The organism is Volucribacter amazonae (assembly GCF_029783845.1).
Classification (GTDB): Bacteria; Pseudomonadota; Gammaproteobacteria; order Enterobacterales; family Pasteurellaceae; genus Volucribacter; species Volucribacter amazonae.
In genome coordinates this window covers 983,284-1,007,985 of record NZ_LWID01000001.1, presented here as the reverse complement: position 1 = coordinate 1,007,985, position 24,702 = coordinate 983,284, and the positions used below count along the sequence as shown (strand labels likewise).

Here is a 24,702-nt window from a genome sequence, read left to right as displayed (position 1 = left end):
TGACCGCACTTTTTTATCCTAATCCTTTTGGTTAATCATTTAAGCACTTGTTCAGCCTTAAGAATTTGCTAGAATGAAGCACATTTATTTCTTTTCTGGAGCCAATATGAAAAATAGAATTCTCGGTAGTGCCTTAATGATCGCAGGTACGACTATCGGTGCGGGTATGCTTGCTATGCCACTGACTTCCGCAGGTATGGGGTTTACTGCGACGTTTCTTTTGTTGATCGGTTTATGGGCATTATTAACCTATACAGGTTTATTATTTATGGAGGTTTACCAAACCGCCCCTCGTAAAGATGTAGGGGTAGCTAGTTTAGCAGAACAGTATTTTGGTTTACCGGGTAGAATTCTTGCCACTTTATCCCTACTTATTTTATTGTATGCCCTACTTTCAGCCTATGTTACAGGTGGTGGTTCATTAGTTGCAGGTTTACTTCCAACGATTGGTGATGAAAAACTTACGCTACAAATTGGTATTATTCTATTTACTGTGATTTTAGGGGCTTTTGTGATCATTGGCATAAAAGGCGTAGATGGGCTAACTCGCTTATTATTTTCAGGGAAAATCATTGCTTTTGTCATTGTCCTCTTTATGATGTTGCCTAAGGCAAAATTAGAAAATCTCACCGCTATTCCTATTGACAACCGCCTTATTCTGTCAGCCGTACCTATTTTTTTCACTGCTTATGGCTTTCATGTGATTATGGCAAGTATCAATACCTACCTTGATGCTGATATTCGCCGTATTCGCACTGCTGTCATTATTGGCACTTGTATTCCTCTTGTGGCTTATTTGCTTTGGCAATTAGCAACCCATGGGGTATTAACCCAAAGTGAATTTATGCAAATACTAAAAGAAGATGCCACGCTTAATGGTTTAGTGAAAGCCACAAGACAAATTACTGGCAGCGAAATCCTTGGCGAGGCAGTTCGTTTATTTTCAGCACTTGCTTTGATTACGTCATTTTTGGGCGTTGCTTTAGGGATCTTTGAAGGGGTAGGTGATTTACTTAAGCGAATGAATCTACCTGCTAACCGTCTTTCTTTAACGCCATTAACCTTTATTCCGCCGTTAATTTTTGCTTTGTTTTATCCGAATGGTTTTATTGCAGCATTAGGCTATGCGGGATTATTATTTGCCTTTTATGGGTTAATTTTGCCTACGGCGTTAGCTTGGAAAGCTCGCAAACAACACCCTAATTTGCCTTATCGTGTTGCTGGGGGCAATTTTAGTTTAGTGATTACACTGATTATGGGGATCATTATTATTTTAATTCCATTTTTAATCCAAGCAGGTTATTTGCCTGCGGTGGTGGGATAAGCGATTAAGCCGAGCAAAAGAAAAATAGGGATTATACTTGCATTTTTTAGTAAAAAAGGTAAAATCGGCAGGCTTTTTGTCTATATATACAGAGAAAAAAGTAAGCATTATCCTCAGAGATGAGGATTTTTCTTTTTACTATTGAATTAGAGGAAGGTTATGGTAACCATTCGTTTATCTCGTGGCGGAGCAAAAAAACGCCCATTTTATCAAATTGTTGTTGCTGACAGCCGTTCACCACGTGACGGTCGTTTTATTGAACGTGTTGGCTTTTTTAATCCATTAGCTTCTGGTCAAGCTGAGCCTTTACGTATTAATTTAGAGCGTGTTGATTACTGGTTAAGTCAAGGTGCAACCTTATCTGATCGTGTAAACAGCTTAGTAAAACAAGCTCGTAAAGCAGCATAAACAACATTCGTTTATTTGAGTTAGGTGAATAAGATGAGTGAACAACGTATTACAGTTGTTGGGAAATTAGGTTCCACTTATGGTATTCGTGGTTGGCTACGCATCTATTCATCAACAGAACAAAGTGAAAGCATCTTTGCTTATCAGCCTTGGTATTTAAAAATTAAAGGCAAATGGCAACAAACAGAATTAGAAACTTGGCGTTATCACAATAATGATTTAATTGTTAAATTAAAACATATTGATGATCGTGAAAGCGCTCAAACTCTCGCTAATATTGAAATTGGCGTTGATCTAGCCGTATTCCCACAACTTGAGGAAGGCGATTATTATTGGCACGATTTAATTGGTTGTCAGGTCATTAATCTGCAAGGCTATAATATGGGCGTAGTTTCTGAAATGATGGAAACAGGTTCTAATGATGTGTTGGTCGTAAGAGCAATGAATAAAGATGCTTTTGCTAAGCAAGAACGATTAATTCCGTTTTTGCTTGAACAAGTAGTTAAAAGAGTCGATCTCACCACCAAAACAATAGAAGTGGATTGGGACGCTGGTTTCTAACCTCAGGTAGCCGAATAGCTTTATATGCAGATTGGTATTATTAGCCTTTTTCCCGAGATGTTTAAAGCAATTACGGAATTTGGGGTAACAGGACGAGCCGTTAAACAAAATTTGTTAAGCATACAATGTTGGAATCCACGAGATTTCACCAGTGATAAACATAAAACCGTTGATGATCGCCCTTATGGTGGTGGTCCGGGTATGTTAATGATGGTGCAACCTTTGCGTGATGCAATTCATTGTGCTAAACAAAATATTGGCGAACAGGCAAAGGTCATTTACCTTTCGCCACAAGGACGTAAACTTGATCAGGCTGGAGTAAAATATTTATCCACATATCAAAAACTTATTTTAGTATGTGGGCGTTACGAAGGTATTGATGAACGATTGATTGAAACTGAAATTGATGAAGAATGGTCAATTGGTGATTACGTTTTAACAGGGGGAGAATTGCCCGCAATGACCTTGATCGATGCGGTAGCAAGATTTATCCCTGGGGTATTGGGCAAAGCCATTTCAGCACAAGAAGATTCTTTTGCAGAAGGTTTATTAGATTGCCCACATTATACACGCCCTGAATGGTTAGATGGTTTGACTGTCCCTAAGGTATTAATGTCTGGTAACCATGAAGAAATCCGCCAATGGCGATTGAAGCAATCTTTATTGCGTACTTGGTTAAGACGACCTGAGCTATTAGAAAGCCTAGCTCTGACTGACGAACAACGTAAGCTGTTGGCTCAAGTGCAACTTGAGTATCAAGCAAATATCAGTTAAACCTAGGATTAATCCTTATAAGGAAACATTATGAGTAACATCATTAAACAACTTGAACAAGAACAACTTAAACAAAACGTGCCTAGCTTTCGCCCGGGTGATACTTTAGAAGTGAAAGTATGGGTAAAAGAAGGTAACAAAAAACGTTTACAAGCATTTGAAGGCGTTGTTATCGCTATTCGCAATCGTGGTTTACATTCTGCCTTTACGTTGCGTAAAATTTCTAATGGCGTTGGTGTTGAGCGTGTATTCCAAACTCACTCTCCAATCATTGATAGCATTAGCGTGAAACGTAAAGGTGCGGTACGCAAAGCGAAACTTTACTACTTACGTGAGCGTTCAGGTAAATCTGCACGTATTAAAGAACGCTTAGGCGACTAATTTGTCGTTAGCAATAATCTTTATAAAATAAGATTAAACAGCATATTGTTGCAGGTGCATTTTTATTATAAAATGCACCGCACTTTTTACTGTTGCAGTGATGCAATGAATATTAACCCATAAACCTATATTAGGTTTATATATTACATACGGTGTTGGCTGAAAAACGCCAATGGCGGTATGGTTTCAGATTGAGGTTTACTATGAGAAAAGGTATTCACCCAGAATATAAAGAAATTACGGCAACTTGTTCTTGCGGTAATGTTATCAAAACTCGCTCTACTGTGGGTAAAGATATTAACTTAGATGTGTGTGGTGTTTGCCACCCATTCTATACAGGTAAACAACGTGTTGTTGATACAGGTGGTCGTGTAGAACGCTTTAACAAACGTTTCAATATTCCAAGTACAAAATAATCTTGGTTTAATTATGATTTTAACCCTGCATAATGCAGGGTTTTTTATGCCAATAAATGTTTCATCGTTTGGGTTCCCTTACCCCAATCACTTAATAAAAAGGATCATTATGTTAAAACAATCATTAGTCTTTACGCATCAACAAAAAATTTATTCACTTTTCTTACTGAGTTTTTTCCATATTTTTATTATTACTGCCAGTAATTATTTGGTACAAATCCCCTTTGAGATTCGTATTCCCCTAGCAATTTTTGCACAGAAAGATTTTATCTTTCATAGCACTTGGGGGACACTTACCTTTCCTTTTATTTTTTTAGCTACAGATTTAACCGTACGCATTTTTGGGGCAAATTCCGCGCGTATTATTATTTTTATTGTGATGTTCCCTGCATTAATCATTAGCTATGTGGTTTCTGTTTTGTTTTCAGAGGGGGTATATCAAGGGCTAAGTGCGGTCAGTATTTTCAATATTTTTGTTTTTCGTATTGCCATTGCTAGCTTTTTAGCTTATGTGTTTGGGCAACTTTTAGATGTATTAGTCTTTAACCAATTACGCCGTTTGCCGCAATGGTGGATAGCCCCAAGTTGTTCAATGATTTTGGGATCAGCAATGGATACATTTTTGTTTTTTGCGGTAGCTTTTTATCAAAGTACTGATCCTTTTATGGCAGAACATTGGCTAAGTTTAGGTTTGGTGGATTATTTATTTAAACTCTTTATTGGCATTTTATTGTTTGTGCCAGCTTATGGAGTGGTACTTGATGTTATTTTACGAAAAATTAATCGTTTAACGCAGTAAATTTTATCATCATTATGGAGAAGTCATTTATGACATTAACAGAAAAAATCGCCCAAAGTCCAATGAGTTTATATCAATGGCTAATTGTGATCATGGCGGCGGTAATGAACTTATTAGATGGTTTTGATGTATTAGCCTTAGCTTTTACGGCAACCGCAATTCGTGCCGAATTTGGGCTAACAGGTGTTGAACTCGGTTATTTATTTAGTGCGGGTTTATTGGGTATGACCGCAGGATCGTTATTCCTTGCCCCTTTAGCCGATAAATTTGGTCGCCGTCCTTTATTACTTATTTCGGTAGCCTTATCTGCCTTGGGTATGTTAGGTTCAGCTTTTGTGAGCAGTTACCAAGTGTTAGGTTTTTGGCGAGTTATTACAGGATTGGGCGTTGGTGGGATTTTAGTGGGAACGAATGTGCTAACCAGTGAATATTCCTCTAAAAAATGGCGCAGTTTAGCCATTAGCATTTATGCATCAGGCTTTGGTATTGGAGCAATGCTTGGTGGATTTTTTGCCGTTGTGTTACAAGCCGAATATGGTTGGCGTTCGGTATATTTAGTGGGAGCGATATTGACTGCTTTATGTTTTGTGGTGCTATTATTTTGGTTGCCTGAATCCATTGATTTTCTTAGCACTAAACAACCTAAAAATGCACAACAGCGTTTAAATAACATTGCACGCAAAATCCATTTAGCAGGCGATTGGCAATTACCTGCTAAACCCAATACAAGAGCGGTAAAACTGCCTATTTCTAAATTATTTAGTCCACAATATTTGCGTTCAACCCTATTAATTTGGCTAGCATTTATCGCCATTATGTTTAGTTATTATTTTGTTAGTTCTTGGACGCCTGCTTTATTAAAAGAAGCAGGAATGACCACAGAGCAAAGTGTAACAGTGGGTATTATGATTTCTTTAGGTGGTACTTGTGGGGCATTGCTTTATGGTGTATTAGCCAGCCAATGGACAGCACGCAATGTCTTGATTTTATTTACTTTAGGGTCTGCCTTAATGTCAGTGATTTTTATTTTATCTGCGAGTGTGTTATCCCTTGCGATTGTTTTTGGTATTGCCATAGGCGCGTTAATGAACGGTTGTATTAGTGGACTTTATACCCTAAATCCAAGTATTTATTCCGCTGATATTCGTGGTACAGGGGTAGGTTGGTCAATCGGTATCGGACGTGTGGGAGCAATTTTAGCCCCAACAGTGGCAGGTGCATTATTGGATCAAGGTTGGCAAAAACAGGATTTATATATTGGCATTGCATTGATTATGCTTATCTCTACCTTAGCATTGTCTTTTTTACCTATCAAAACAGAAGTAAATGCAATAAAATGAACATTCTTGCCCAAATTAATCTAAAGCCTATGCGGTCTTATCAATGGTTTGTTATTGCAATGACCGCCATTATGAATATGCTTGACGGCTTTGATGTCTTAGCATTAGCCTTTACTGCTTCAGCCATTAAAGAAGAATTTTTTCTTACAAGCACCGCACTTGGTTATTTGCTTAGTGCAGGATTAATCGGTATGGCATTAGGCTCTTTATTTCTTGCCCCCCTTGCGGATCGCATTGGGCGGCGTCCTTTATTGTTAATTGCAGTGGCTATTTCCGCCTTGGGTATGCTTGCCGCTGCCTTTGCTCACAATCCTACTAGTCTTGCCATTTATCGTATTATTACTGGCATCGGTGTGGGCGGAATTTTAGTTGGTGGAAATATTTTAGCCAGTGAATATGCCTCACAAAAATGGCGAGGTGTTGCCATTAGCATTTTTATTGCAGGTTATAGCTTAGGGGCAGTTTTAGGCGGTATTTTTGCGGTTATCTTACAACAATATTATGACTGGCGTGCAGTATTTCTGGCAGGGGCAATCCTTACCGCAATATGTTTTATCATATTACTCTGTTACTTGCCTGAATCCATTGATTATTTAGTTAATCAACGTCCGCATCATTTTCGCCAACAACTTAATAAAATCAGCCAACGTTTAGGTATTACTGCTTATGATTTACCCTGTACTACCACCACAAAAAGCAAAGCTAATTTAACCATACAATTATTTTCGCCTACCTTTTTAAAGGCGACTTTATTGCTTTGGTTTATTTTCTTTAGCATTATGTTTGCCTTTTATTTTGTGAATTTTTGGACACCGACTTTATTAAAAGAGGCAGGTATGACTGCACAACAAAGTATCAGCGTAGGCATTATGATTTCCGCAGGGACAGTTTGTGGGGCGACTTCCTATGGCTTTTTTGCAATTCGTTGGCGAGCAAATTATGTACTAATGGCATTTACTCTGCTCGCTGCGATGACCATGATCCTATTTATTATGCTATCCGCTCAACTGGCTTTGGCAATGTTAATTGGGGTTGTGCTTGGTTTTCTGATTAATGGTTGTATTAGCGGTATTTATCTGCTCAATACCTTAATCTACCCTGCCAAAATTCGTGCTACTGGGGTTGGCTGGGCAGTGGGAATCGGCAGAATGGGCGCAATTATCGCCCCAATCCTTGCAGGAGCATTATTAGATTTAGGTTGGCAAAAACAATCGCTTTATATCGGCGTAGCGATTATTTTGGTTGTTACCAGCTTAGTTATTCTGGCTATGCCAAAACAGCATTTGAGCCGATAATTATCGTTGTCCTAAGGTAGCCGTTGAGATTTCAACGGCTATAACACCATTTTAATTAAGGCGTCCGCTTTAATTCGGGCAAATTTTTTCAACAGTTTTTGTACAGGGAGAGGGTAGTCCGCCAAGTCTTGCAATTCAGTGTAATGCTTTATCTGTTGCGTATGTTGACGAATGGCTTGCAATTCTTGTGCCACTTGTGGTTTTAATTGCTGAAGGGGATCTTGGATAAGCAAACCATTTTCAGCATCTAAACGCCAAGCTCGTGGATTGAGATTATTACCCGTTAATAGGATATAACGATCATCAACCCAAACCCCTTTCAAATGGTAGCTATTTTCGCCATTTTTCCATGTTCTAATGATTAAATTACCCTGCTTGATATAATCCGCAAATTTTTTGCTAAATGCACGCAGATTTTTTTCATACAAATAAGGCAACGCACCGATCAGTTTAAAGGGCTTTTCTGGGGAAATATAAAAATCATTTGCGGTTTTATCGCCCACAATAATTTCTACTTGTTTACCCTGTTGTAACAGCTGACGAATTTTTTGTTGTAGGCTACGAGGTAAATTAAAATAAGGCGTACAAATAATTAGGGTATGTTCTACCACTAATAATAAATCTTCAATGGTGCGATTTAAGACATTATGCTGTCCGCCCAAACCAAATAATGGGCTAATGCGAAGTTGCTGAGTATTGCCACTATCCTCAAATTGATATTCGCCCTGTTGTGCCAAATGTTTACGATAAGTACGAATAGACTGGCGTATTTCTTTGGTGGTTGGACGAGGTAATTGATCCAATGGGAAAACAGCTCGCAAATCCCATAAATATTGGTTAATAAAATTCACCATACAATCAGCTAATGCTGGATTGATAATTTGATGATAACGATCGTAACGGTATTTTTGCTGTTGGCAAAGGTAAATATTATTAATACTTGCACCGCTATATAACAAGGTATCATCAAAAATAAACCCTTTTATATGTAATACCCCAAAAATTTCTCTGGTATTAATGGGTACGCCCCAAAATAACGCTTCATCTTGTTGATGACGTTGTTGTGCATACCAATCGGCATTGGTGCTGGTTTTTTCTGCCCCCAATAAATTACGTTGAGCCCGATGCCAATCTACCAAGATTTTAATGTCAAGTTGTGGATTAGTTCGTTTGGCTTGATAAATTTCGGCTAAGATTTGCTGCCCTGCCTCATCATTTTGCCAATAAAGTGCGGTAATATAAATGCGAGTTTTGGCTTGGCGAATAAGCTGAATAATCTGGTGTTTAAAGTCTTCAGCACGATAAATAAAGGTTATATTTGCTGGGTTTTGTGCTAAACAAGGCAAATTTTCAAGATTTCTTTTTGCTCGCTTACTTTTGTCTATTAGCATAATTATTCAATGATTATTCCGAATATTAAGTAGCTAGTTTACAATTAACGAGGCTATTTTAACAGTAATTTCCGCCTTTTTCTGTTAAAAAATAGCGATTTCTCTGGCTTTTACCGTTATAATGGTTGATCTTAACTTCATGGCTTTTGAGTGATTTATGCAACATAAAAAAACCACTTTTCAACAAAATAAACGGCAATTTAAAGAACCAACTTCTCATCTTTCCTCTCAGCGAGCAACCTCAGCAGATGCTCATAAGAAAGGGCAAAAATCTCAATTTTCAACTAAAACGGTTTCTACGCTTACGAATACCCAGTTACCCTCTGCCAATAAAGCAGGGACTGTTGCGGTTTTAGTTAAAAATCGTACAAGCCAAGTAAATGAGAAAAAAACAGGTCCACTTTCGCCACGTGCCCCAGAAAAAATTCGCAAAAATCGTGCAGAAGAAATGAAAGTGTATGGCGAGAATGCGTGTTTAACCTTGTTTGATGTGCGTCCTGATGCCATTGTGCGAATATGGGCAACGGTGCAAATGTCCCATAAAATTGGGCATATTTTACGTTATTTAGCTAGCCATAAAAAAGTGTACCACATTGTAGATAATCAAGAATTACAATTAGTGAGTGGTTCGGAACACCATGGCGGTATTTGTATGTTGGTAAAGAAAAGCACGCCTTTTACGCTTTCAGGTTATTTACAACTTGAACGCTCGCAAGATTGTTTAGTGCTATTAAATCAAATAGGCAATGCTTACAATATCGGTGGCTTAATGCGAACCTGTGCTTATTTTGGCGTGAGAGGGCTTGTAGTTGAACAAGTTGATTGTTTACATTCCTCTATGGCATTACGCATTGCGGAAGGGGGCGCGGAGCATCTTATATCCTTAGAAAGCCACAATCTTCACCAAGGGTTGCAACAATTACGTCAAGCGGGCTATCAAATTGTGCATCTTAGCGCAGATAAGCAAGGGGAAGCACTTTCACACATAAAATTTGCCAATAAAGTGGTTTTTGTCTTGAGCGAAGTAAATGATGATAGCTTGCTTTTGCCTAGTGATAAACAAGTGAAAATTTCTCATAGTCATCAATTAAAACAAGGCTTAAATGTAGTGGTAAATGCAGGGATATTATTATCCACTTGGTATAATCAATAAACCGAACAAAGGTACAAAAAATGATTAATAAAGATACACAGCTTTGTATGTCATTAGCAGGGCGTCCCGGCAATTTTGGTACAAGATTTCATAATTATTTATATGAAAAACTGGGCTTGAATTTTATTTATAAAGCCTTTACTACCCAGCATATTGAAGATGCCGTAAAAGGTATTCGTGCATTAGGCATACGAGGTTGTGCTATTTCAATGCCCTTTAAAGAAAGTTGTATTCCGTTTCTTGATGAATTATCGCCCTCTGCCCAAGCAATCCGGTCGGTAAATACCATTGTCAATGATAATGGTTATTTAACCGCTTATAACACCGACTATATTGCGATTAGCAAATTAATTGCTCAATATCAATTATCGCCTAAGCAATCGGTGGTGGTGCAAGGAAGTGGCGGAATGGCAAAAGCGGTGGTAGCGGCGTTTAAACAAGCGGGATTTACTCAATTAACCGTATTGGCACGCAATCAGCAAACAGGACAGTATTTAGCAGACTTATATGGTTATCAATATTGCAATGCCTTGAGCCAAGGGGCTGATATTCTAGTCAATGTTACCCCCATAGGTATGTATGGTGGTGCAGAAGCAGAGCAATTAGCTTTTGCTGAACCATTAATCCAACAAGCTCAAGTGATTTTTGATGTGGTAGCATTGCCAGCACAAACTCCATTGATTGCTTATGCCAAACAACAAGGTAAAACCACCATTTCAGGGGCAGAAGTCATTGTTTTACAAGCGGTAGAACAATTTGTGTTATATACCCAACAACGCCCTAATGAACAACTTATTGCTCAAGCGGCAGAATTTGCGCAATCGGCGACAAGTTAAGGGCTAAAGTTTATCGGCGTGATGAATTAACACAAATTTTTCCCATAGTTCATCGTGGCTTTCAATATGCTCGGGATCAGAGATAATGCAGTGATTAATGGGGCAAACTTTTTGGCAAGTGGGTTTATCATAATGCCCCACGCACTCGGTACAAAGCACAGGATCAATCACATAGATCTCATCGCCAACCGAAATAGCCTCATTGGGACATTCTGGCAAACACATATCGCAGTTTGTACATTTTGCAGTAATTAACAATGCCATAACGCTGTTACAACTAAAGGATAAAAAATAATAAGTGGCACATTATAAAGAAAGTTTGCTAAAAAGCCACTTTTTCACAAGCGATCATTAAGGAATAAGTATGAATCAACGTAATACCTTATTACTCTCATTATTTGTAGTTTGCTTTTTTATGTTTTTATTAGCAGGCTGGTATTATTTTGCTCAACAAAAACATGCTGTAGAAGTAGCGTTAGATACGGATTATGACGTATCCATGAAACATGATCCCATTGGGCAAAATAAACGGGCTAGCACCGATTATTACACCCTCGTTTTATCTTGGTCACCCGCTTTTTGTACTCAACAGCAAAAACGTTATCAGGATAATTTACCAGCCTCAATGCAGTATCAATGTGGCGACACCCAACAATTTGGCTGGATTATTCATGGTTTATGGCCGCAACACGCCAAGGCACGCCGAATATCTGAACACCCTCGTTTTTGCCAAGGGGATCTAAAAGCCTTACCTAGGGAGCTTATTGAGGAATTTCTACCGGAATCGCCTGATGCAAGGTTATTGCAGGGGGAATGGGAAAAACATGGGGCTTGTGCCTTTAACGATGCACGTAGCTATTTTGAGAAACAGCGTGAATTATATCATGCTCTTAACTTGCCAGATTATACCTTATCACGTACAGAATTATTTCGTTGGTTAAAGAAAAATAATCCTGCCTTGCAAGGTAAAAACCTCAATGCCCGAGGCAATGAACTTTTTATTTGTTATGACTTACAATGGCAGGTTATGGATTGCCCAAGGGTGCGTTAGTGTGACATAAAAAATTTTGGCAAAAATGACCGCACTTTTTATGGCTTTTGCCAAGATTAAACCAAGTTATCACTGACGTTGATTTATTTAAATAAATAAAATAAATCAAAAATTCTTTGATCTAGCACTATTAATCACAGGGGATAACTGGTTATAATGGGCGAAGTTTTTATTTTATCTTAACTTACTAGAGGATCAATTATGTCAGTAATTAAAATGACCGATTTGGACTTAAATGGTAAACGCGTTTTTATTCGTGCAGATTTAAATGTACCAGTAAAAGACGGCGTGGTAACGTCTGATGCACGTATTCGTGCGACAATTCCAACCTTAAAACTTGCCTTAGAAAAAGGGGCAAAAGTGATGGTTACTTCTCATTTAGGGCGTCCAACGGAAGGCGAATTTACTGAAGCGGATTCATTACAGCCTGTTGTTGATTACTTAAATAATGCGTTAGATGTGCCTGTACGTTTAGTGCGTGATTATCTTGATGGCGTTGAAGTTAATCAAGGTGAAGTTGTGGTGCTTGAAAATGTGCGTATCAATAAAGGCGAAAAGAAAAACGATGCTGAACTTGGTAAAAAATATGCCGCACTTTGCGATGTGTTTGTAATGGACGCTTTTGGTACAGCACACCGCGCGCAAGCCTCTACTTACGGCGTGGCAGAATATGCCCCTATTGCCTGTGCTGGTCCATTATTAGCGGCCGAATTAGATGCACTAGGCAAAGCCTTAAAAGAACCGCAACGTCCAATGTTAGCCATTGTGGGCGGTTCAAAAGTATCTACTAAACTTACCGTATTAGACTCTCTCTCTAAAATCGCTGATCAATTAATTGTAGGTGGCGGTATTGCTAATACCTTTATTGCGGCAGAGGGCAATAATGTGGGTAAATCTCTTTATGAAGCAGATTTAATCCCTGAGGCTCAACGCCTTGCGAAAGCTACTAATATCCCTGTTCCTGTTGATGTGCGTGTAGGCACAGAATTTTCTGAAACTGCCCCTGCCACAGAAAAAGCCATAAACGAAGTAACGGATAATGAATCTATTTTTGATATTGGCGACAAAACCGCAGAAGAATTTGCTGCATTAATCAAAAATGCCAAAACTATTTTATGGAATGGTCCAGTCGGCGTATTTGAATTCCCAAATTTCCGTAAAGGAACAGAAGTGATTTCTCAAGCGATTGCAGAAAGTGATGCTTTCTCTATTGCTGGGGGTGGCGATACGTTAGCGGCTATTGATTTATTCGGTATCGCCGATAAAATTTCTTATATTTCCACAGGGGGCGGTGCATTCTTAGAGTTTGTTGAGGGTAAAGTATTACCTGCCGTTGAAATTCTTGAGAAACGTGCAAAAAATTAAGGTTACAGGGGCATAGCCCCTTATTATTTGATAAGTTTTATTATTAATTAAAGGAAAATAAAATGGCTAAATTATTAGATATTGTTAAACCGGGTGTTGTAACTGGTGATGATGTACAAAAAGTCTTTGCTTATGCAAAAGAACATAATTTCGCAATTCCTGCGGTAAACTGTGTGGGTTCAGACTCTATTAATGCGGTATTAGAAACGGCAGCTCGTGTTAAAGCCCCTGTTATTGTGCAATTCTCAAACGGTGGTTCTTCTTTCTATGCAGGTAAAGGCATTAAACCAACCAGCGGACAACGCCCTGATGTATTAGGTGCCATTGCTGGTGCAAAACACGTTCACGCCTTAGCGGAAGAATATGGCGTACCTGTTATTTTACATACTGACCACTGTGCGAAAAACTTACTTCCTTGGGTAGATGGCTTACTTGAAGCGGGCGAAAAACACTTTGCTGAAACAGGCAAACCATTGTTCTCTTCTCATATGATCGATTTATCTGAAGAGCCTATGGAAGAAAATATGGCAATTTGCCGTCAATACCTTGAGCGTATGAGCAAAATTGGTATGACCCTTGAAATTGAAATTGGTATTACTGGCGGCGAAGAAGATGGCGTAGATAATACCGATGTAGATGAAGCGCGTCTTTATACTCAACCAGAAGATGTGCTTTATGTTTATGACCAACTCAACCCTGTTAGCCCACGTTTTACTGTGGCAGCAGCGTTCGGTAACGTGCATGGCGTGTACAAACCGGGTAACGTAAAATTAAAACCGAGCATCTTAGGGGCATCACAAGAGTTTGTATCAAAAGAACGTAACTTACCAGCGAAATCCATTAACTTCGTCTTCCACGGCGGTTCTGGTTCAAGTCGTGAAGAAATTCGTGAAGCTATCGGTTACGGTGCAATTAAAATGAATATTGACACCGATACACAATGGGCATCTTGGGAAGGCATTTTAAACTTCTATAAAGCTAACGAGGCTTACCTACAAGGTCAATTAGGTAACCCAGAAGGTCCAGACGCACCAAACAAAAAATACTATGATCCACGTGTTTGGTTACGCAAAATGGAAGAGTCAATGTCTAAACGTTTAGAACAATCTTTTGAAGATCTAAACTGTATTGATGTACTTTAATCATTGATAGATTAATAAAAAGTGCGGTAATTTTTACCGCACTTTTTTCTATATTAACCCACTCATTTAGCTTCATCATTTACGCTATTGTTTATCCCTTTTTCCTGCCAACCACCCCCTAAGGCTTTATATAGTCCGACTAAACTTTTGGCGGTTTCCAGTTGTGATTGGATAAGTTGTTGTTGGTAGTTTAAGACGGAAAGTTGAGCCGAGATGGTGTTGTTAAAGGTTTGGTCGCCGTATTGGAATAGGCGTTTTGCTTCTTTGCTTTGTTGTTGAGCCTGTTGTAATGCTTGGTTAAGCTGTTGATTTTGTTGACGTAGGGCGTATTGTTGTTGATAAGCGTTCTCTACCTCTGCGAGGGCGGTTAAGAGGGTTTTATCGTATTGGATTAGGGCTTGTTGTAAGCGTGCATCGCTGGCATCAATATTGGCTTGAATTCGCCCGTTGGTAAAGAGGGGGAATTGTATGCCAAGACTGAGAAAACTGCCGATGCCTGATAAGTAGGAAAGGTCATTATTTACGTCTATGCGTCCGCCTTGTCCTAAGAATTGTAGGTCAAAGCGGGGTAATAAATCGGCTTTAGCACTGGCAAGTTTTGCTGCATAGGCTTGTACTTGTTGGGCGTTGGCGGATAGGTCTGGACGGCGAGCCAGTACTTCCGCTGGCATTTGCCCTGTGGGAATGGCAGGTAAATGCACGAGAGGGTTGCCTTGTGTTGTTAGGCGGAATTGTTGTAGTGATTGTCCTGTGAGTATGGCTAGCTGGCGTTGCTGGGTATCACGTTGTGCTTGTAAGGTGGCTTGTTGGGCTTGTGCAGCACTGATTTGTTTTGCCACTTCTTGTCGTTCATAGGCATTGATTTGCCCTGCTTGAAAGCGTCCTGTAAGGTAACGCTGTAATTGTTGTAGGGCGTTAATTTGTTGTTTTAATACGCTTTGTTGTTGTTCAATGGCATAAATATTGAAATAGCTTTCGGCAATTTGTGCGGTGATTAACAGTTGAGTGGCATAGACTTGTTGTTGGTAGCTTAATGCGACAGCTTGTGCCGCATCGCTATCACTGCGTTTTTGTCCAAATAAATCAGGCTCCCAACTGGCGGTCAAGCCGCCTAATAAGGCGTGGCTACGGCTACTGGCTGGGTTGATTATCCCTGTGTTTATATCGCTATATCCTATCCCTGCTGTTCCGCTGACACCTACATTTGCCCCTAATTCGGCATTTGCCATGCGGCTTTGTGCTTGGGCTTCAGTCAGTCTTCCTTTGGCAAGGGCAAGATCAAGGTTATGGGCAAGCCCTTGTTCAATAAGGCGATTAAGTTGTGGATCTTGCCAGTTTTGCCACCATTGTTGGATATTTTGTTGGCTTTGCCCTGCTTGCTGTTGGCTAAAGCTGGCTGGAATTTCCATTGATGAGGATAAATCCAGTTGGGTTTGGCTACAGGCATTTAAGATGATAAATGAGCAAGAAAGTGCGGTCAGTTTTAGATTTTTTTTCATGATATTCTTTATCCTTGTCGAGAAAGCATGGTTTTAAATTGAATAAGGGCAAGGGCGAGAAAACCGCCACCTAATGCCGCCATTTGTAATAATTTTTGCCATACATATTGTATGCCTGCATCACGAAATAGCACATCTTGCGTATAGGCAGCAAAAATGGTGGTAGGTGAAAACTGGGTCAGTTTTTGCACCAGTTCAGGCATATTTTCAATGGGGGAATTTGCCCCTGATAAGAGGTATAGCACAATATAAGTAGGCACACATAACAAGCCAAATTGTGGCATGGTTGGGGCGATAATGGCTAATAATATCCCTAATGATGAAATAGAAAATAAAAAGGTGATGAACCCTATGGCAAATAAAGGGATTGAATGGTTATGAATAGGGACAGCAAGCACACCTTTAATAATAAACAGCAGTGAGAGAATGGCAACGCAAAGTAAGACTAAGCCATTGGCAACAATTTTTGAGACGGCGATTTCACTGGCATTGACGGGCATCACCAATAAATGTTCAATGGTGCCTCGTTCACGCTCACGAATGACCGCTGCCCCTACTAGCAATAATACCAACAGCGTGGAATTACCAACAATTTGCATCGTACCCATTAGCCATTTACTGGAATAATTGGGGTTGTAAAGCACATTGCTCACCACTTCCACTGGCAACGTGCTTGCGGATAGCCCTAAAAATTGGCGAAGCTCGTCCGCAAAAATTTGGCTAATATAAGCGGCACCAATGCCTGCTTGGGTCATTGCGGTGGCATCAACCAGCAGTTGTATTTGTGGCGATTGTCCCAATAAGATATTTTTTTCATAATTAGCAGGTATGGTCAGTACAAAGGTATATTTGCCTTGATCCATCGCGCGATCGATTTGGCTAAGTTCAATTTCTTCTACCGCTTTAAAACTGGGTTCAATTAAACTGTCGCGTAACTGATAGGATAAATTGGAACGATCTAAATCCACCACAGCCACTGAGCCATTTTTCATTTCCGTTGTGGGCATATTGGCAATGGTAATCAATGCCACCGAAAACATATAAACAATTAACACCAATAGCACAGGATCGGAAAATAAACTGCGTAACTCTTTGCTGGATAAATAGCCAACATTTTTAAACCAACGTAACATTTATTTCTCCTGTTTCTTCAGAAATTGCGTGGCAAGCACAAGATACACCGTATAAATCGTCAAGAGGGCAAGATAGCTGTTGATAAAGTCCATAAAGCCTAGCCCTTTGGTAAAGCCACCTAAACTGATTAATTGAAACCAAGCCCCAGGGAAAAGGTGCGCAATAAAATAAACGTGGCTATCTAAATTGGCAGTGGGATACATCATGCCTGAAAAATTCATCGTCGGCACCATCATCACAATGGCGGTGGCAAATAAGGCGGCAATTTGGCTTTTCACAAAGCAGGAAACCAGTAAACCAAAGCCTGTTGATGCCATAATAACGATCAATGCCCCTAAAAACATCGCCCAAGTTGAGCCTTTAATGGGAACGCCAAATACCGTTATGGCAATCAATACCAGAACCAAATAGCTGACAAAAGCCAATAGAACATAGGGTAATTGTTTACCCAGTAAAAATTGCAGCTTACTGGCTGGCGAACCATAAAGGTTCATAATAGAGCCAATTTCTTTTTCACGCACTACCCCTAACGCAGTCATAATGGAAGGGATCATTAACATGGCTAACATAATCACGCCCGGCGTAATGGCATAAATGCTTTTAAAATCTTGGTTATATACATAGCGTGTGGCTAAAATATCAGAGGCAGCCTGAAAAGAATGAATCCCCTGCTGTTGTAAATAGCCATTGATATATTGAGCTATCACACCATTAGCAGAATTTTTGAGATTTTCGGCGGTTGAGGGAAACGCCCCATCAATAAAAATCCCAATGGCAGGTTGTTCCCCCTTGAGCAAATTTTTGCCAAAGTCGGCAGGGATTTCTAGCACCATTTTTGCCTCACTGCTTTGCAATACCCTATTGACTTCATCGGGTTGATAGAGGGTTGCCATATGAATAAAATATCTTGATCCCTCAAAATGCTCGATAAGTTTTTGGCTTTCGCTACTGTTATCAAAATCTAATACGGCAAATTTCATTGGATTAATATCAAAGGAAATACTTGATGCCATTGCCAATAATAACAGTGTCGGGCCACCAATGGCGAAAAAGAGACGGATTTTATCGCGCAATAATTCTCTCCCTTCCCTCAAGGCAAAGGTCCAAACAATGGCTAACCACGCCCAAAATCCTTGGGTAACAGGGGAAAGTTCGCCTTGTTGTTCAGCGGCTTTTTCTCTTTCCGCTTTGCTTGGCATGGCAGTGGTTTCATCATTTTGTTCTTCAAGATAAGTAATAAAGGCTTGTTCTAAACTCTCCGCTTTTTTCGCCTTGCGTAATTCTTCTGGTGTGCCTACCCCTAATACCTTGCCACGATGCATAAAGGAAATACGATCACAACGTGCCGCTTCATTCATAAAATGGGTGGTAATAAAAATGGTGATTTTATCCTCGCGCGAAAGTTTAATCAGATATTGCCAAAACATATCGCGAGCCGCAGGATCAACGCCAGAAGTGGGTTCATCTAAAATTAATACTTCAGGTTGATGCAAACAAGCCGCCGCCAGCTGTAAACGTTGACGTACCCCTAAAGACAAAGAAGCAGGCGTAACGTCCGCTAATTTTGTCAAATGAAATTGTGCCATCGCACCTTCAACATAATCATGCCATTTGGCTTTCTCAATTTGATACAACTTAGCGTGCAGTTCTAAATTTTGTCGTACCGTTAATTCTTCATAAAGGGAAAAGGCTTGCGACATATAGCCCACTTTTTTGCGTGTTTCAATATCGCTCGCATCAATGGGTTGTCCCAATAACTGCGCTGTACCAGAGGTTGGCTCTAAAAGCCCTGTTAGCATTTTCATTGTGGTGGACTTACCACAACCATTTGAACCAAGAAAACCAAAAATCTCGCCACGTGGAATGGTAAAACTCACATTATCCACTGAAACAAAATCACCAAATTTTTTGGTTAAGCCCTCTGCCTCAATGGCAGGGGGGTCATTGGGATCAGACTGAAAAGGGGGAATGATTAAACCGTCCTCAGCGCCACGTTTTTCCTTAGGCAACAGTTTAATATAAGCCTGTTCCAAGGTATCGCTATGGGTTTCTGCCATCACTTTTTGAGTCAGATCATTGGCAATCAATTTGCCATCGTCCATGGCTAATAAATACTCAAAACCCTCCGCCTCGTCAATATACGCCGTTGCGACAATGACCGTCATATTGGGCGACTCTTGACGTAAATCACTGACTAATTGCCAAAATTGACGGCGTGAAAGAGGATCAACCCCAGTGGTGGGTTCATCTAAAATCAATAAATCTGGGCTATGAATTAATGCACAACATAAACTTAACTTTTGTTTCATACCCCCTGATAATTTACCTGCGGCACGATGAGCAAAAGGTGATAACCCTGTTGCCGCTAATAAACGTTGAATCCGTTGTTGGCGTTGCTCGGCAGGTAAACCAAATAAACGAGCGTGAAACTCAATATTTTCCGTAATGGATAAAGTCGGATAAAGATTTTTACCTAACCCTTGTGGCATAAAAGCAATTTTATGCGAGAGTTGTTCTTGCTCTTTGGCATTCGCGATATTTTTACCCAATACCTCCACTTGCCCTGTTTGGATAATCTTTACCCCTGCAATTAAAGATAATAATGTGGATTTTCCCACCCCATCAGGTCCAATTAATCCTACGGTTACCCCATTAGGAATGGTTAAACTCACTTGATCAACCGCTTGTGTTTTACCATAAAAATGACTGACCTGCTGTAAATTAACGGCAAACTGCTTTATCGTCATACACAATCCTTTATTTAGCTGGTAATTTTTCCACTAAATCTGCTGACCATTGTGCCTGAGATTGATAACGCACATAACCCATTGCCGTCATACCGCCTTTTAATAAATTAGGGTATTGCTGAGTAACAGCTTGCGGCACTTGTAATTTAATCTTAAACATCAATTTGGTTCGCTCTTCCTCTGTTTCTACGGATTTTGGGGTAAATTGTGCATCAGAAGACACATAAACCACTGTCGCAGGGAAAACCGCCGACAAACCATCAACCACAATGCGCGCTTCATCGCCAATACGCACCTGATTAGACTGCTCAGCAGGCAAGAAAATATTCATATAAACATCATCAAGATTTAAAATACTAACGGTCTTACCACCTGCTGCAATCACATTACCCATATCCACTAAACGATATTCAACTCGCCCAGCCAATGGGGATTTAATCACTAAATCCTGATTAACATCAGCCACCTCATCAATTTGCGCTTGTGCTTGTAAAACACTTGCCTCAGCTTGAGACTTCATCGCCTCAGCCCCCACCAACGCCGCTTGAGCAGATTGATACGCCGCTTGACGACGTTCCAATTCTGTACTGGAAATTAATTTATCTTTGCGTAATTGTTGAGCATTATCTAATTCTAATTTAGCAATATCACGTTGCTGTTGACTAGCCAACACCTGTGCATTGGCACTCACAACCGCTTGTTCCGCTTGTTGTTTTGCCGCATTAGCTTGAGCCAATTTTGCCATCACTTGGCTATCAGATAAACGGACTAGAGGTTGATCTTTAACCACATAGTCCCCCTCATCAACATAGACCTGCTCAACACGCCCGGCATAAAGACTGGCTACATCAATACGCTCTACGGTCAAACGCCCATTCATACCCGCAATGCCTGTTGGTAATTCATCAGCGTTACGATGAATTAACCAATATGCTGCACCAGCCCCAATCAACACCAGTAACAAAATTAAAATTCGCTTTTTCATTAGAAGTTCCTGTTAAAAAATCAAGGTTAATATTAGCTATTAGTGTAAATAATGACACTTTTACCTTCAACCACCAATAAGCAATAAAATATTGCTTAAACAACAAATTAAGATAAAATGTTGTTTATTGTGTTAAATGAACCAGAAAAATGATGAAAAAAACCGATATTAGAATTATTAAAACCCAACGCAATATTAAGAATGCCTTTCGCCAGCTATTGGCTGAAAAAAGTTTTGAAGAAATCAGTGTGCAACATATTATTGATCTGGCAGAAATTAATCGCACAACGTTTTATAAGCATTACCTCAACAAAAATGCCTTAGCGATCCAAGTGATTGATGAATTTAAACAACAGGTTTTTCTGCCAACATTAGAAAAACGCTTTTCCTCTTCCGCCAGCGAATTTGCCGAATATATGCCTCAAATTTTGCTTAATTTTAAACAAGAACTTCAATTATTGTGGAAAATTAATACCGCAAAAATCCATTTAAAACAGGATATGTATCAAATTATCAAAGAAAAATACATTGAAGAAAGCCAAAAACACCCCCAACCCGATTACGCTAATATCACCTTTCAAGCCCATATTTTCGCCTCTATTTCATTAGCCTCTATCAGTTATTTACTTGAACAAGATAAGTTAGTTGATCCACAACAAATCTTAGCCAATATCCATATGGTGTTTGATCGTTTGTTGGTTTAATTATAGTCAATAAAATGATTTTGAATTAAAGTGCGGTTGGTTTTATCTATCCCTAGAGCTTAGATAGTTTAATTTAAGTATTCAAGGATCAAATTTTATATTTTACAGGATGAGGTTCTTCTAATTATAAGTCTAGCTATAATAAAAGCCTACTTAAATAATGTTGGTGTAATGGATAAAATGGTAGCTAAAAAGTGGTTTGAAGCCTTATACTGCAAGGTTATAGATCGCTTTTTGAACAGTGAACAAAAAACTGCCCTTTTTACCTAGATCTGAATATTAAGAAAAATGGTACTCAAAATCATATTCAATGCTATAAACAATTATTGTAATAAAACCTTTATCTTTAAAATAAATTCAATCTCACTGAAATTTGGTTTAATTATTCTCAAGGCTTGTTATTAAATATCAATACTCTATTAAAACAATCCAAAGATATATCGATAAAGCCCCTAAAACAGCGTTAAAACTTCCTCTATCAATACATTTAAATATTATTATGGATACCACTTTCTTTAAGCGAGATTTTGGTGTGTTAGTGTTAATGGATAGCCTGACAGAAAAAGTGATTTATCATCAAATTGTAAAAACAGAAAAGGCTATTTATTATCAACTATCTTTAAATAAATTAAGAGAGAAAGGCTATATTATTCAATCAATTACCTGCGATGGTCGTCGCGGATTATTAAAAGAGGTATTTAATACACCTGTTCAAATGTGCCATTTTCATCTTATGGCAATGGTGATGATAAAATTAAGAAAAAAACATCAATCTCAAGCTGGAAAGGAATTAAAAATTATTATGAAAACCTTAAAAGAAAGCCAAAAGCATGATTTTTTTTCGTCGTTTGCATTATTGGTATTTAAAACATCAAGATTATTTGAATGAACGCTCAGAGAAATGCAATGAAAAAGGTTATTTTCCTTATAAACATAAAGGATTAAGAGGGGCATTAGCGAGTATTAAATATGATGAAAAATATTTATTTACCTTTGAAAAGTATGCGGAATTAAATATTGAAAAAACAACAAATCGGTTAGAAGGTTTATTTAGTGAACTTAAGCGGAAATTAATTAATCATAATGGATTAAGAAGAAAGCGTAAGATTATGTTTATAAAGGATTTTTTAAATAGAATGAGTTGCTAATAATTTGAGAAAATTATTATTAGCAACTATTTTTTCCATTACACCTTTTTAATTAACCAAACCTCTACACATATCTTTTTCCAATAATTAAAGCAAAACAATAATATGATTTACTTAACGATAATGATCTATCCACACATCATCTTCTTCCTCAAATAATAAGAAATCAACCAGGACTTCACAAACTTCTCCTTGCGCATCATAGCCAAAATAAACGGGATAATAGCCATCTCCCCAACCTGAACTTACCATTGGAACAATTAGATCTGTATCAGGGATAGTAAAAAATAGCCAACTATCTTGATTAAACTGTGGATGCTGTTCAGTATTTTGTTCAAATAGCTCTTCAAAAAAATCGGAATAAATATCAGAAAAATCTTCGTTATTTTGATGTTGTTCTAGCCATTTATTTTCAAATTGGCTATAGGCTTCGGCAGTAACAACATCAACCAATGTTGCTAATCCTGCATCTACCATAAAACCAAAAAAATAAGGCTCTTTTTTATTTTCTAATGTTAAATCTTCATCGCCTCGTACTGCTAAATGCTATCTTACCGCTTGCTGTTCGCTACATTTCAGGCGACAAAAAGCATAACGCTCATCAAAAGAATATTCTGCCACCAATACTTGTAACGAATGGCGACCTGCTGGAATGCTTTGTAAATAAGGGGCAAGATACTCATTGTCAGCATTTAATTCGCACAAAGGATCACATACTAAAATTTTACCCGTTGGAAAATTTAATGTTCCTAATTCCATTAGGTGTAATTTCTTTTCGCCGATTTTTTCGCTACTAAATATTTTTTGAATATCCAATGGTGGCTGAGTATTAACTTTATTCGCTTGCCAAGTAGCAAGCCATTGAGCCGAAGGTTGAATACTTGGGATAGCCATATAAATATCCTCCTAAGATTTATAAATAATATAGTAAATATATATACCACACGCTAAGTTGTGAGCAAAGATAAAAAACGGAGCTATTTAGCTCCGTTTGATTTAATTGTTAGCCGCCAAAATCATCTAATAAGATATTTTCATCTTCAACGCCAAGATCTTTTAGCATTTTGATAACTGCAGCATTCATGACTGGTGGACCACACATATAGTATTCACAATCTTCTGGTGCTTCGTGATCTTTTAAGTAGTTTTCATATAGCACATTATGAATAAAGCCTGTGTAACCTGTCCAATTATCTTCTGGTAGTGGATCAGAAAGAGCAACATGCCATTGGAAGTTGTCATTTTCTGCTTGTAATGTGTCAAAGTCTTCCACATAGAACATTTCACGTTTAGAACGTGCACCATACCAGAATGAAATCTTACGTTTTGAATGTAAACGTTTTAATTGGTCAAAGATATGGGAACGCATTGGAGCCATACCTGCACCACCACCGATAAATACCATTTCTGCATCGGTATCTTTGGCAAAGAACTCACCAAATGGCCCTGAAATAGTGACTTTATCTCCCTCTTTTAATGACCAAATATAAGAGGACATTTGTCCCGGTGGAGCATCTGGATTTTTTGGTGGTGGCGTGGCAATACGCACATTAAGCATAATAATGCCTTTTTCTTCAGGATAAGATGCCATTGAGTAAGCACGCACAATAGGTTCATCAACTTTGGAAACATAACGCCATAAGTCGTATTTATCCCAGTCTTCGTGATATTCTTGTGGAATATCAAAGTCTTTATAATAGACAGTATGCGGCTCAGCTTCAATCTGAATATAACCCCCTGCACGGAATGGAACTTCTTCGCCCTCTGGGATTGCCAATTTAAGTTCTTTAATAAAGGTTGCTTCGTTATTATTAGAAATAACAGTACATTGCCATTTTTTTACCCCAAAAATTTCTTCTGGTAGTTCAATATCCATATTGGATTTGACATTAACTTGGCAAGATAAACGGTAACCCTCTTTCGCTTCACGTTTAGTAATATGGCTTAATTCGGTAGGAAGAATTTCACCGCCACCGCTTTTTACTTTTACCACACATTGTCCACAAGAGCCACCGCCTCCACAAGCGGAAGAAACAAAGATTCCTTTGCTCGCTAATGCACCTAATAATTTTCCACCCGCAGGTAACGTAATGGCCTTTTCAGGATCATCATTAATAGTAATAGTGATATCGCCGGAGTCCACTAATTTGGATTTAGCCACTAGGATAATTGCCACTAATACTAAAACAATGGCAGTAAAAGCCGCAATACCGAGTGTAAGAACTGTCATATCATTCATTATGTTACAC

General features: G+C 38.8%; 24 protein-coding genes and 1 pseudogene. 17 read left to right on the top strand and 8 right to left on the bottom strand.

Going from position 1 to position 24,702, the window contains the following annotated elements:
- Positions 1-106 precede the first annotated feature (106 nt).
- The 9 genes from A6A20_RS04945 to A6A20_RS04905 all read left to right on the top strand — a co-directional run bounded on the left by A6A20_RS04945 (position 107) and on the right by A6A20_RS04905 (position 7,298).
- Complete coding sequence (locus tag A6A20_RS04945) at positions 107-1,324, top strand: aromatic amino acid transport family protein (RefSeq protein WP_279572418.1); 1,218 nt, start codon at positions 107-109, stop codon at positions 1,322-1,324.
- Between the two features lie 159 nt (positions 1,325-1,483).
- Entirely contained in the window at positions 1,484-1,732 is a 249-nt protein-coding gene (gene rpsP, locus A6A20_RS04940; RefSeq protein ID WP_279572417.1) for a 30S ribosomal protein S16, read from the top strand.
- Positions 1,733-1,765: 33 nt separating this feature from the next.
- Entirely contained in the window at positions 1,766-2,293 is a 528-nt protein-coding gene (gene rimM, locus A6A20_RS04935) for a ribosome maturation factor RimM (RefSeq protein WP_279572416.1), read from the top strand.
- 24 nt (positions 2,294-2,317) lie between these two features.
- Positions 2,318-3,067 (top strand): tRNA (guanosine(37)-N1)-methyltransferase TrmD, encoded by a 750-nt coding sequence (trmD, locus tag A6A20_RS04930; RefSeq protein WP_279572415.1) that lies wholly within the window; start codon positions 2,318-2,320, stop codon positions 3,065-3,067.
- A 30-nt stretch (positions 3,068-3,097) separates the two neighbouring features.
- The gene (gene rplS / locus A6A20_RS04925; RefSeq protein ID WP_132690131.1) at positions 3,098-3,448 is read left to right on the top strand and encodes a 50S ribosomal protein L19; all 351 of its coding nucleotides are present in this window, start codon (positions 3,098-3,100) and stop codon (positions 3,446-3,448) included.
- A gap of 203 nt (positions 3,449-3,651) precedes the next feature.
- Positions 3,652-3,864 (top strand): 50S ribosomal protein L31, encoded by a 213-nt coding sequence (gene rpmE / locus A6A20_RS04920; protein WP_279572414.1) that lies wholly within the window; start codon positions 3,652-3,654, stop codon positions 3,862-3,864.
- Positions 3,865-3,973: 109 nt separating this feature from the next.
- Complete coding sequence (locus A6A20_RS04915) at positions 3,974-4,663, top strand: 7-cyano-7-deazaguanine/7-aminomethyl-7-deazaguanine transporter (RefSeq protein WP_279572413.1); 690 nt, start codon at positions 3,974-3,976, stop codon at positions 4,661-4,663.
- 29 nt (positions 4,664-4,692) lie between these two features.
- On the top strand, positions 4,693-6,003 hold the full coding sequence (locus A6A20_RS04910) for an MFS transporter (RefSeq protein ID WP_279572412.1): 1,311 nt from the start codon (positions 4,693-4,695) through the stop codon (positions 6,001-6,003).
- A complete protein-coding gene (locus tag A6A20_RS04905; protein WP_279572411.1) occupies positions 6,000-7,298 on the top strand; it encodes an MFS transporter in 1,299 nt (432 codons plus the stop codon). Before A6A20_RS04910 ends, A6A20_RS04905 begins: the two co-directional genes overlap by 4 nt.
- A gap of 38 nt (positions 7,299-7,336) precedes the next feature.
- On the opposite strand, the gene pssA is transcribed toward A6A20_RS04905, so the two are convergent.
- Complete coding sequence (pssA, locus tag A6A20_RS04900; RefSeq protein ID WP_279572410.1) at positions 7,337-8,689, bottom strand: CDP-diacylglycerol--serine O-phosphatidyltransferase; 1,353 nt, start codon at positions 8,687-8,689, stop codon at positions 7,337-7,339.
- A 157-nt stretch (positions 8,690-8,846) separates the two neighbouring features.
- On the opposite strand from pssA, the gene A6A20_RS04895 reads away from it, so the two are divergent.
- Together A6A20_RS04895 and A6A20_RS04890 are read left to right on the top strand one after the other, a co-directional pair.
- Entirely contained in the window at positions 8,847-9,842 is a 996-nt protein-coding gene (locus A6A20_RS04895; RefSeq protein WP_279572409.1) for a tRNA/rRNA methyltransferase, read from the top strand.
- A 20-nt stretch (positions 9,843-9,862) separates the two neighbouring features.
- On the top strand, positions 9,863-10,678 hold the full coding sequence (locus A6A20_RS04890; RefSeq protein ID WP_279572408.1) for a shikimate 5-dehydrogenase: 816 nt from the start codon (positions 9,863-9,865) through the stop codon (positions 10,676-10,678).
- A 3-nt stretch (positions 10,679-10,681) separates the two neighbouring features.
- On the opposite strand, the gene A6A20_RS04885 is transcribed toward A6A20_RS04890, so the two are convergent.
- Positions 10,682-10,942, bottom strand: a complete 261-nt coding sequence (locus A6A20_RS04885) for a YfhL family 4Fe-4S dicluster ferredoxin (RefSeq protein ID WP_279572407.1) — start codon at positions 10,940-10,942, stop codon at positions 10,682-10,684.
- A gap of 100 nt (positions 10,943-11,042) precedes the next feature.
- Here A6A20_RS04885 and A6A20_RS04880 point away from each other — a divergent pair, with 100 nt between their 5' ends.
- The 3 genes from A6A20_RS04880 (at position 11,043) to fbaA (ending at position 14,236) form a co-directional block, all read left to right on the top strand.
- Positions 11,043-11,729 carry a ribonuclease T2 family protein gene (locus A6A20_RS04880; protein WP_279572406.1) on the top strand — a complete coding sequence of 229 codons (687 nt, stop codon included), beginning with the start codon at positions 11,043-11,045 and terminating at the stop codon, positions 11,727-11,729.
- A gap of 201 nt (positions 11,730-11,930) precedes the next feature.
- Positions 11,931-13,094, top strand: a complete 1,164-nt coding sequence (locus A6A20_RS04875) for a phosphoglycerate kinase (protein ID WP_279572405.1) — start codon at positions 11,931-11,933, stop codon at positions 13,092-13,094.
- Between the two features lie 62 nt (positions 13,095-13,156).
- On the top strand, positions 13,157-14,236 hold the full coding sequence (gene fbaA, locus A6A20_RS04870) for a class II fructose-bisphosphate aldolase (protein ID WP_132690103.1): 1,080 nt from the start codon (positions 13,157-13,159) through the stop codon (positions 14,234-14,236).
- 62 nt (positions 14,237-14,298) lie between these two features.
- Here the strand turns inward: fbaA and A6A20_RS04865 are convergent, their stop codons facing one another.
- From A6A20_RS04865 to A6A20_RS04850, 4 genes are read right to left on the bottom strand one after another with little or no spacing between them, the layout of a single operon-like run.
- The gene (locus tag A6A20_RS04865) at positions 14,299-15,735 is read right to left on the bottom strand and encodes an efflux transporter outer membrane subunit (RefSeq protein WP_279572404.1); all 1,437 of its coding nucleotides are present in this window, start codon (positions 15,733-15,735) and stop codon (positions 14,299-14,301) included.
- Between the two features lie 8 nt (positions 15,736-15,743).
- Positions 15,744-16,868, bottom strand: a complete 1,125-nt coding sequence (locus tag A6A20_RS04860) for an ABC transporter permease (protein ID WP_279572403.1) — start codon at positions 16,866-16,868, stop codon at positions 15,744-15,746.
- Positions 16,869-19,616, bottom strand: a complete 2,748-nt coding sequence (gene rbbA, locus A6A20_RS04855) for a ribosome-associated ATPase/putative transporter RbbA (protein WP_279572402.1) — start codon at positions 19,614-19,616, stop codon at positions 16,869-16,871. It abuts the gene before it with no gap.
- A gap of 10 nt (positions 19,617-19,626) precedes the next feature.
- Entirely contained in the window at positions 19,627-20,601 is a 975-nt protein-coding gene (locus A6A20_RS04850) for an HlyD family secretion protein (RefSeq protein ID WP_279572401.1), read from the bottom strand.
- A gap of 149 nt (positions 20,602-20,750) precedes the next feature.
- Here A6A20_RS04850 and A6A20_RS04845 point away from each other — a divergent pair, with 149 nt between their 5' ends.
- The 3 genes from A6A20_RS04845 (at position 20,751) to A6A20_RS12735 (ending at position 22,453) form a co-directional block, all read left to right on the top strand.
- Positions 20,751-21,305 carry a TetR/AcrR family transcriptional regulator gene (locus A6A20_RS04845; protein WP_279572400.1) on the top strand — a complete coding sequence of 185 codons (555 nt, stop codon included), beginning with the start codon at positions 20,751-20,753 and terminating at the stop codon, positions 21,303-21,305.
- 499 nt (positions 21,306-21,804) lie between these two features.
- A complete protein-coding gene (locus A6A20_RS12740) occupies positions 21,805-22,194 on the top strand; it encodes a transposase (RefSeq protein ID WP_424585418.1) in 390 nt (129 codons plus the stop codon).
- A complete protein-coding gene (locus A6A20_RS12735; protein ID WP_424585417.1) occupies positions 22,136-22,453 on the top strand; it encodes a hypothetical protein in 318 nt (105 codons plus the stop codon). The genes A6A20_RS12740 and A6A20_RS12735 overlap by 59 nt, the downstream gene beginning before the upstream one ends.
- A gap of 114 nt (positions 22,454-22,567) precedes the next feature.
- On the opposite strand, the pseudogene A6A20_RS04835 reads toward A6A20_RS12735, so the two are convergent.
- Positions 22,568-23,212: pseudogene (locus tag A6A20_RS04835) on the bottom strand (DUF4241 domain-containing protein).
- Between the two features lie 244 nt (positions 23,213-23,456).
- A complete protein-coding gene (gene nqrF, locus A6A20_RS04830; RefSeq protein WP_279572399.1) occupies positions 23,457-24,692 on the bottom strand; it encodes an NADH:ubiquinone reductase (Na(+)-transporting) subunit F in 1,236 nt (411 codons plus the stop codon).
- Positions 24,693-24,702 lie beyond the last annotated feature (10 nt).

Excerpts from the sequence above, each read along its gene's own strand:
- A6A20_RS04945 (WP_279572418.1), top strand. The coding sequence starts at position 107 with ATGAAAAATAGAATTCTCGGTAGTGCCTTAATGATCGCAGGTACGACT.
- rpsP (WP_279572417.1), top strand. The coding sequence starts at position 1,484 with ATGGTAACCATTCGTTTATCTCGTGGCGGAGCAAAAAAACGCCCATTT.
- rimM (WP_279572416.1), top strand. The coding sequence starts at position 1,766 with ATGAGTGAACAACGTATTACAGTTGTTGGGAAATTAGGTTCCACTTAT.
- trmD (WP_279572415.1), top strand. The coding sequence starts at position 2,318 with ATGCAGATTGGTATTATTAGCCTTTTTCCCGAGATGTTTAAAGCAATT.
- rplS (WP_132690131.1), top strand. The coding sequence starts at position 3,098 with ATGAGTAACATCATTAAACAACTTGAACAAGAACAACTTAAACAAAAC.
- rpmE (WP_279572414.1), top strand. The coding sequence starts at position 3,652 with ATGAGAAAAGGTATTCACCCAGAATATAAAGAAATTACGGCAACTTGT.
- A6A20_RS04915 (WP_279572413.1), top strand. The coding sequence starts at position 3,974 with ATGTTAAAACAATCATTAGTCTTTACGCATCAACAAAAAATTTATTCA.
- A6A20_RS04910 (WP_279572412.1), top strand. The coding sequence starts at position 4,693 with ATGACATTAACAGAAAAAATCGCCCAAAGTCCAATGAGTTTATATCAA.
- A6A20_RS04905 (WP_279572411.1), top strand. The coding sequence starts at position 6,000 with ATGAACATTCTTGCCCAAATTAATCTAAAGCCTATGCGGTCTTATCAA.
- pssA (WP_279572410.1), bottom strand. The coding sequence starts at position 8,689 with ATGCTAATAGACAAAAGTAAGCGAGCAAAAAGAAATCTTGAAAATTTG.
- A6A20_RS04895 (WP_279572409.1), top strand. The coding sequence starts at position 8,847 with ATGCAACATAAAAAAACCACTTTTCAACAAAATAAACGGCAATTTAAA.
- A6A20_RS04890 (WP_279572408.1), top strand. The coding sequence starts at position 9,863 with ATGATTAATAAAGATACACAGCTTTGTATGTCATTAGCAGGGCGTCCC.
- A6A20_RS04885 (WP_279572407.1), bottom strand. The coding sequence starts at position 10,942 with ATGGCATTGTTAATTACTGCAAAATGTACAAACTGCGATATGTGTTTG.
- A6A20_RS04880 (WP_279572406.1), top strand. The coding sequence starts at position 11,043 with ATGAATCAACGTAATACCTTATTACTCTCATTATTTGTAGTTTGCTTT.
- A6A20_RS04875 (WP_279572405.1), top strand. The coding sequence starts at position 11,931 with ATGTCAGTAATTAAAATGACCGATTTGGACTTAAATGGTAAACGCGTT.
- fbaA (WP_132690103.1), top strand. The coding sequence starts at position 13,157 with ATGGCTAAATTATTAGATATTGTTAAACCGGGTGTTGTAACTGGTGAT.
- A6A20_RS04865 (WP_279572404.1), bottom strand. The coding sequence starts at position 15,735 with ATGAAAAAAAATCTAAAACTGACCGCACTTTCTTGCTCATTTATCATC.
- A6A20_RS04860 (WP_279572403.1), bottom strand. The coding sequence starts at position 16,868 with ATGTTACGTTGGTTTAAAAATGTTGGCTATTTATCCAGCAAAGAGTTA.
- rbbA (WP_279572402.1), bottom strand. The coding sequence starts at position 19,616 with ATGACGATAAAGCAGTTTGCCGTTAATTTACAGCAGGTCAGTCATTTT.
- A6A20_RS04850 (WP_279572401.1), bottom strand. The coding sequence starts at position 20,601 with ATGAAAAAGCGAATTTTAATTTTGTTACTGGTGTTGATTGGGGCTGGT.
- A6A20_RS04845 (WP_279572400.1), top strand. The coding sequence starts at position 20,751 with ATGATGAAAAAAACCGATATTAGAATTATTAAAACCCAACGCAATATT.
- A6A20_RS12740 (WP_424585418.1), top strand. The coding sequence starts at position 21,805 with ATGGATACCACTTTCTTTAAGCGAGATTTTGGTGTGTTAGTGTTAATG.
- A6A20_RS12735 (WP_424585417.1), top strand. The coding sequence starts at position 22,136 with ATGATTTTTTTTCGTCGTTTGCATTATTGGTATTTAAAACATCAAGAT.
- nqrF (WP_279572399.1), bottom strand. The coding sequence starts at position 24,692 with ATGAATGATATGACAGTTCTTACACTCGGTATTGCGGCTTTTACTGCC.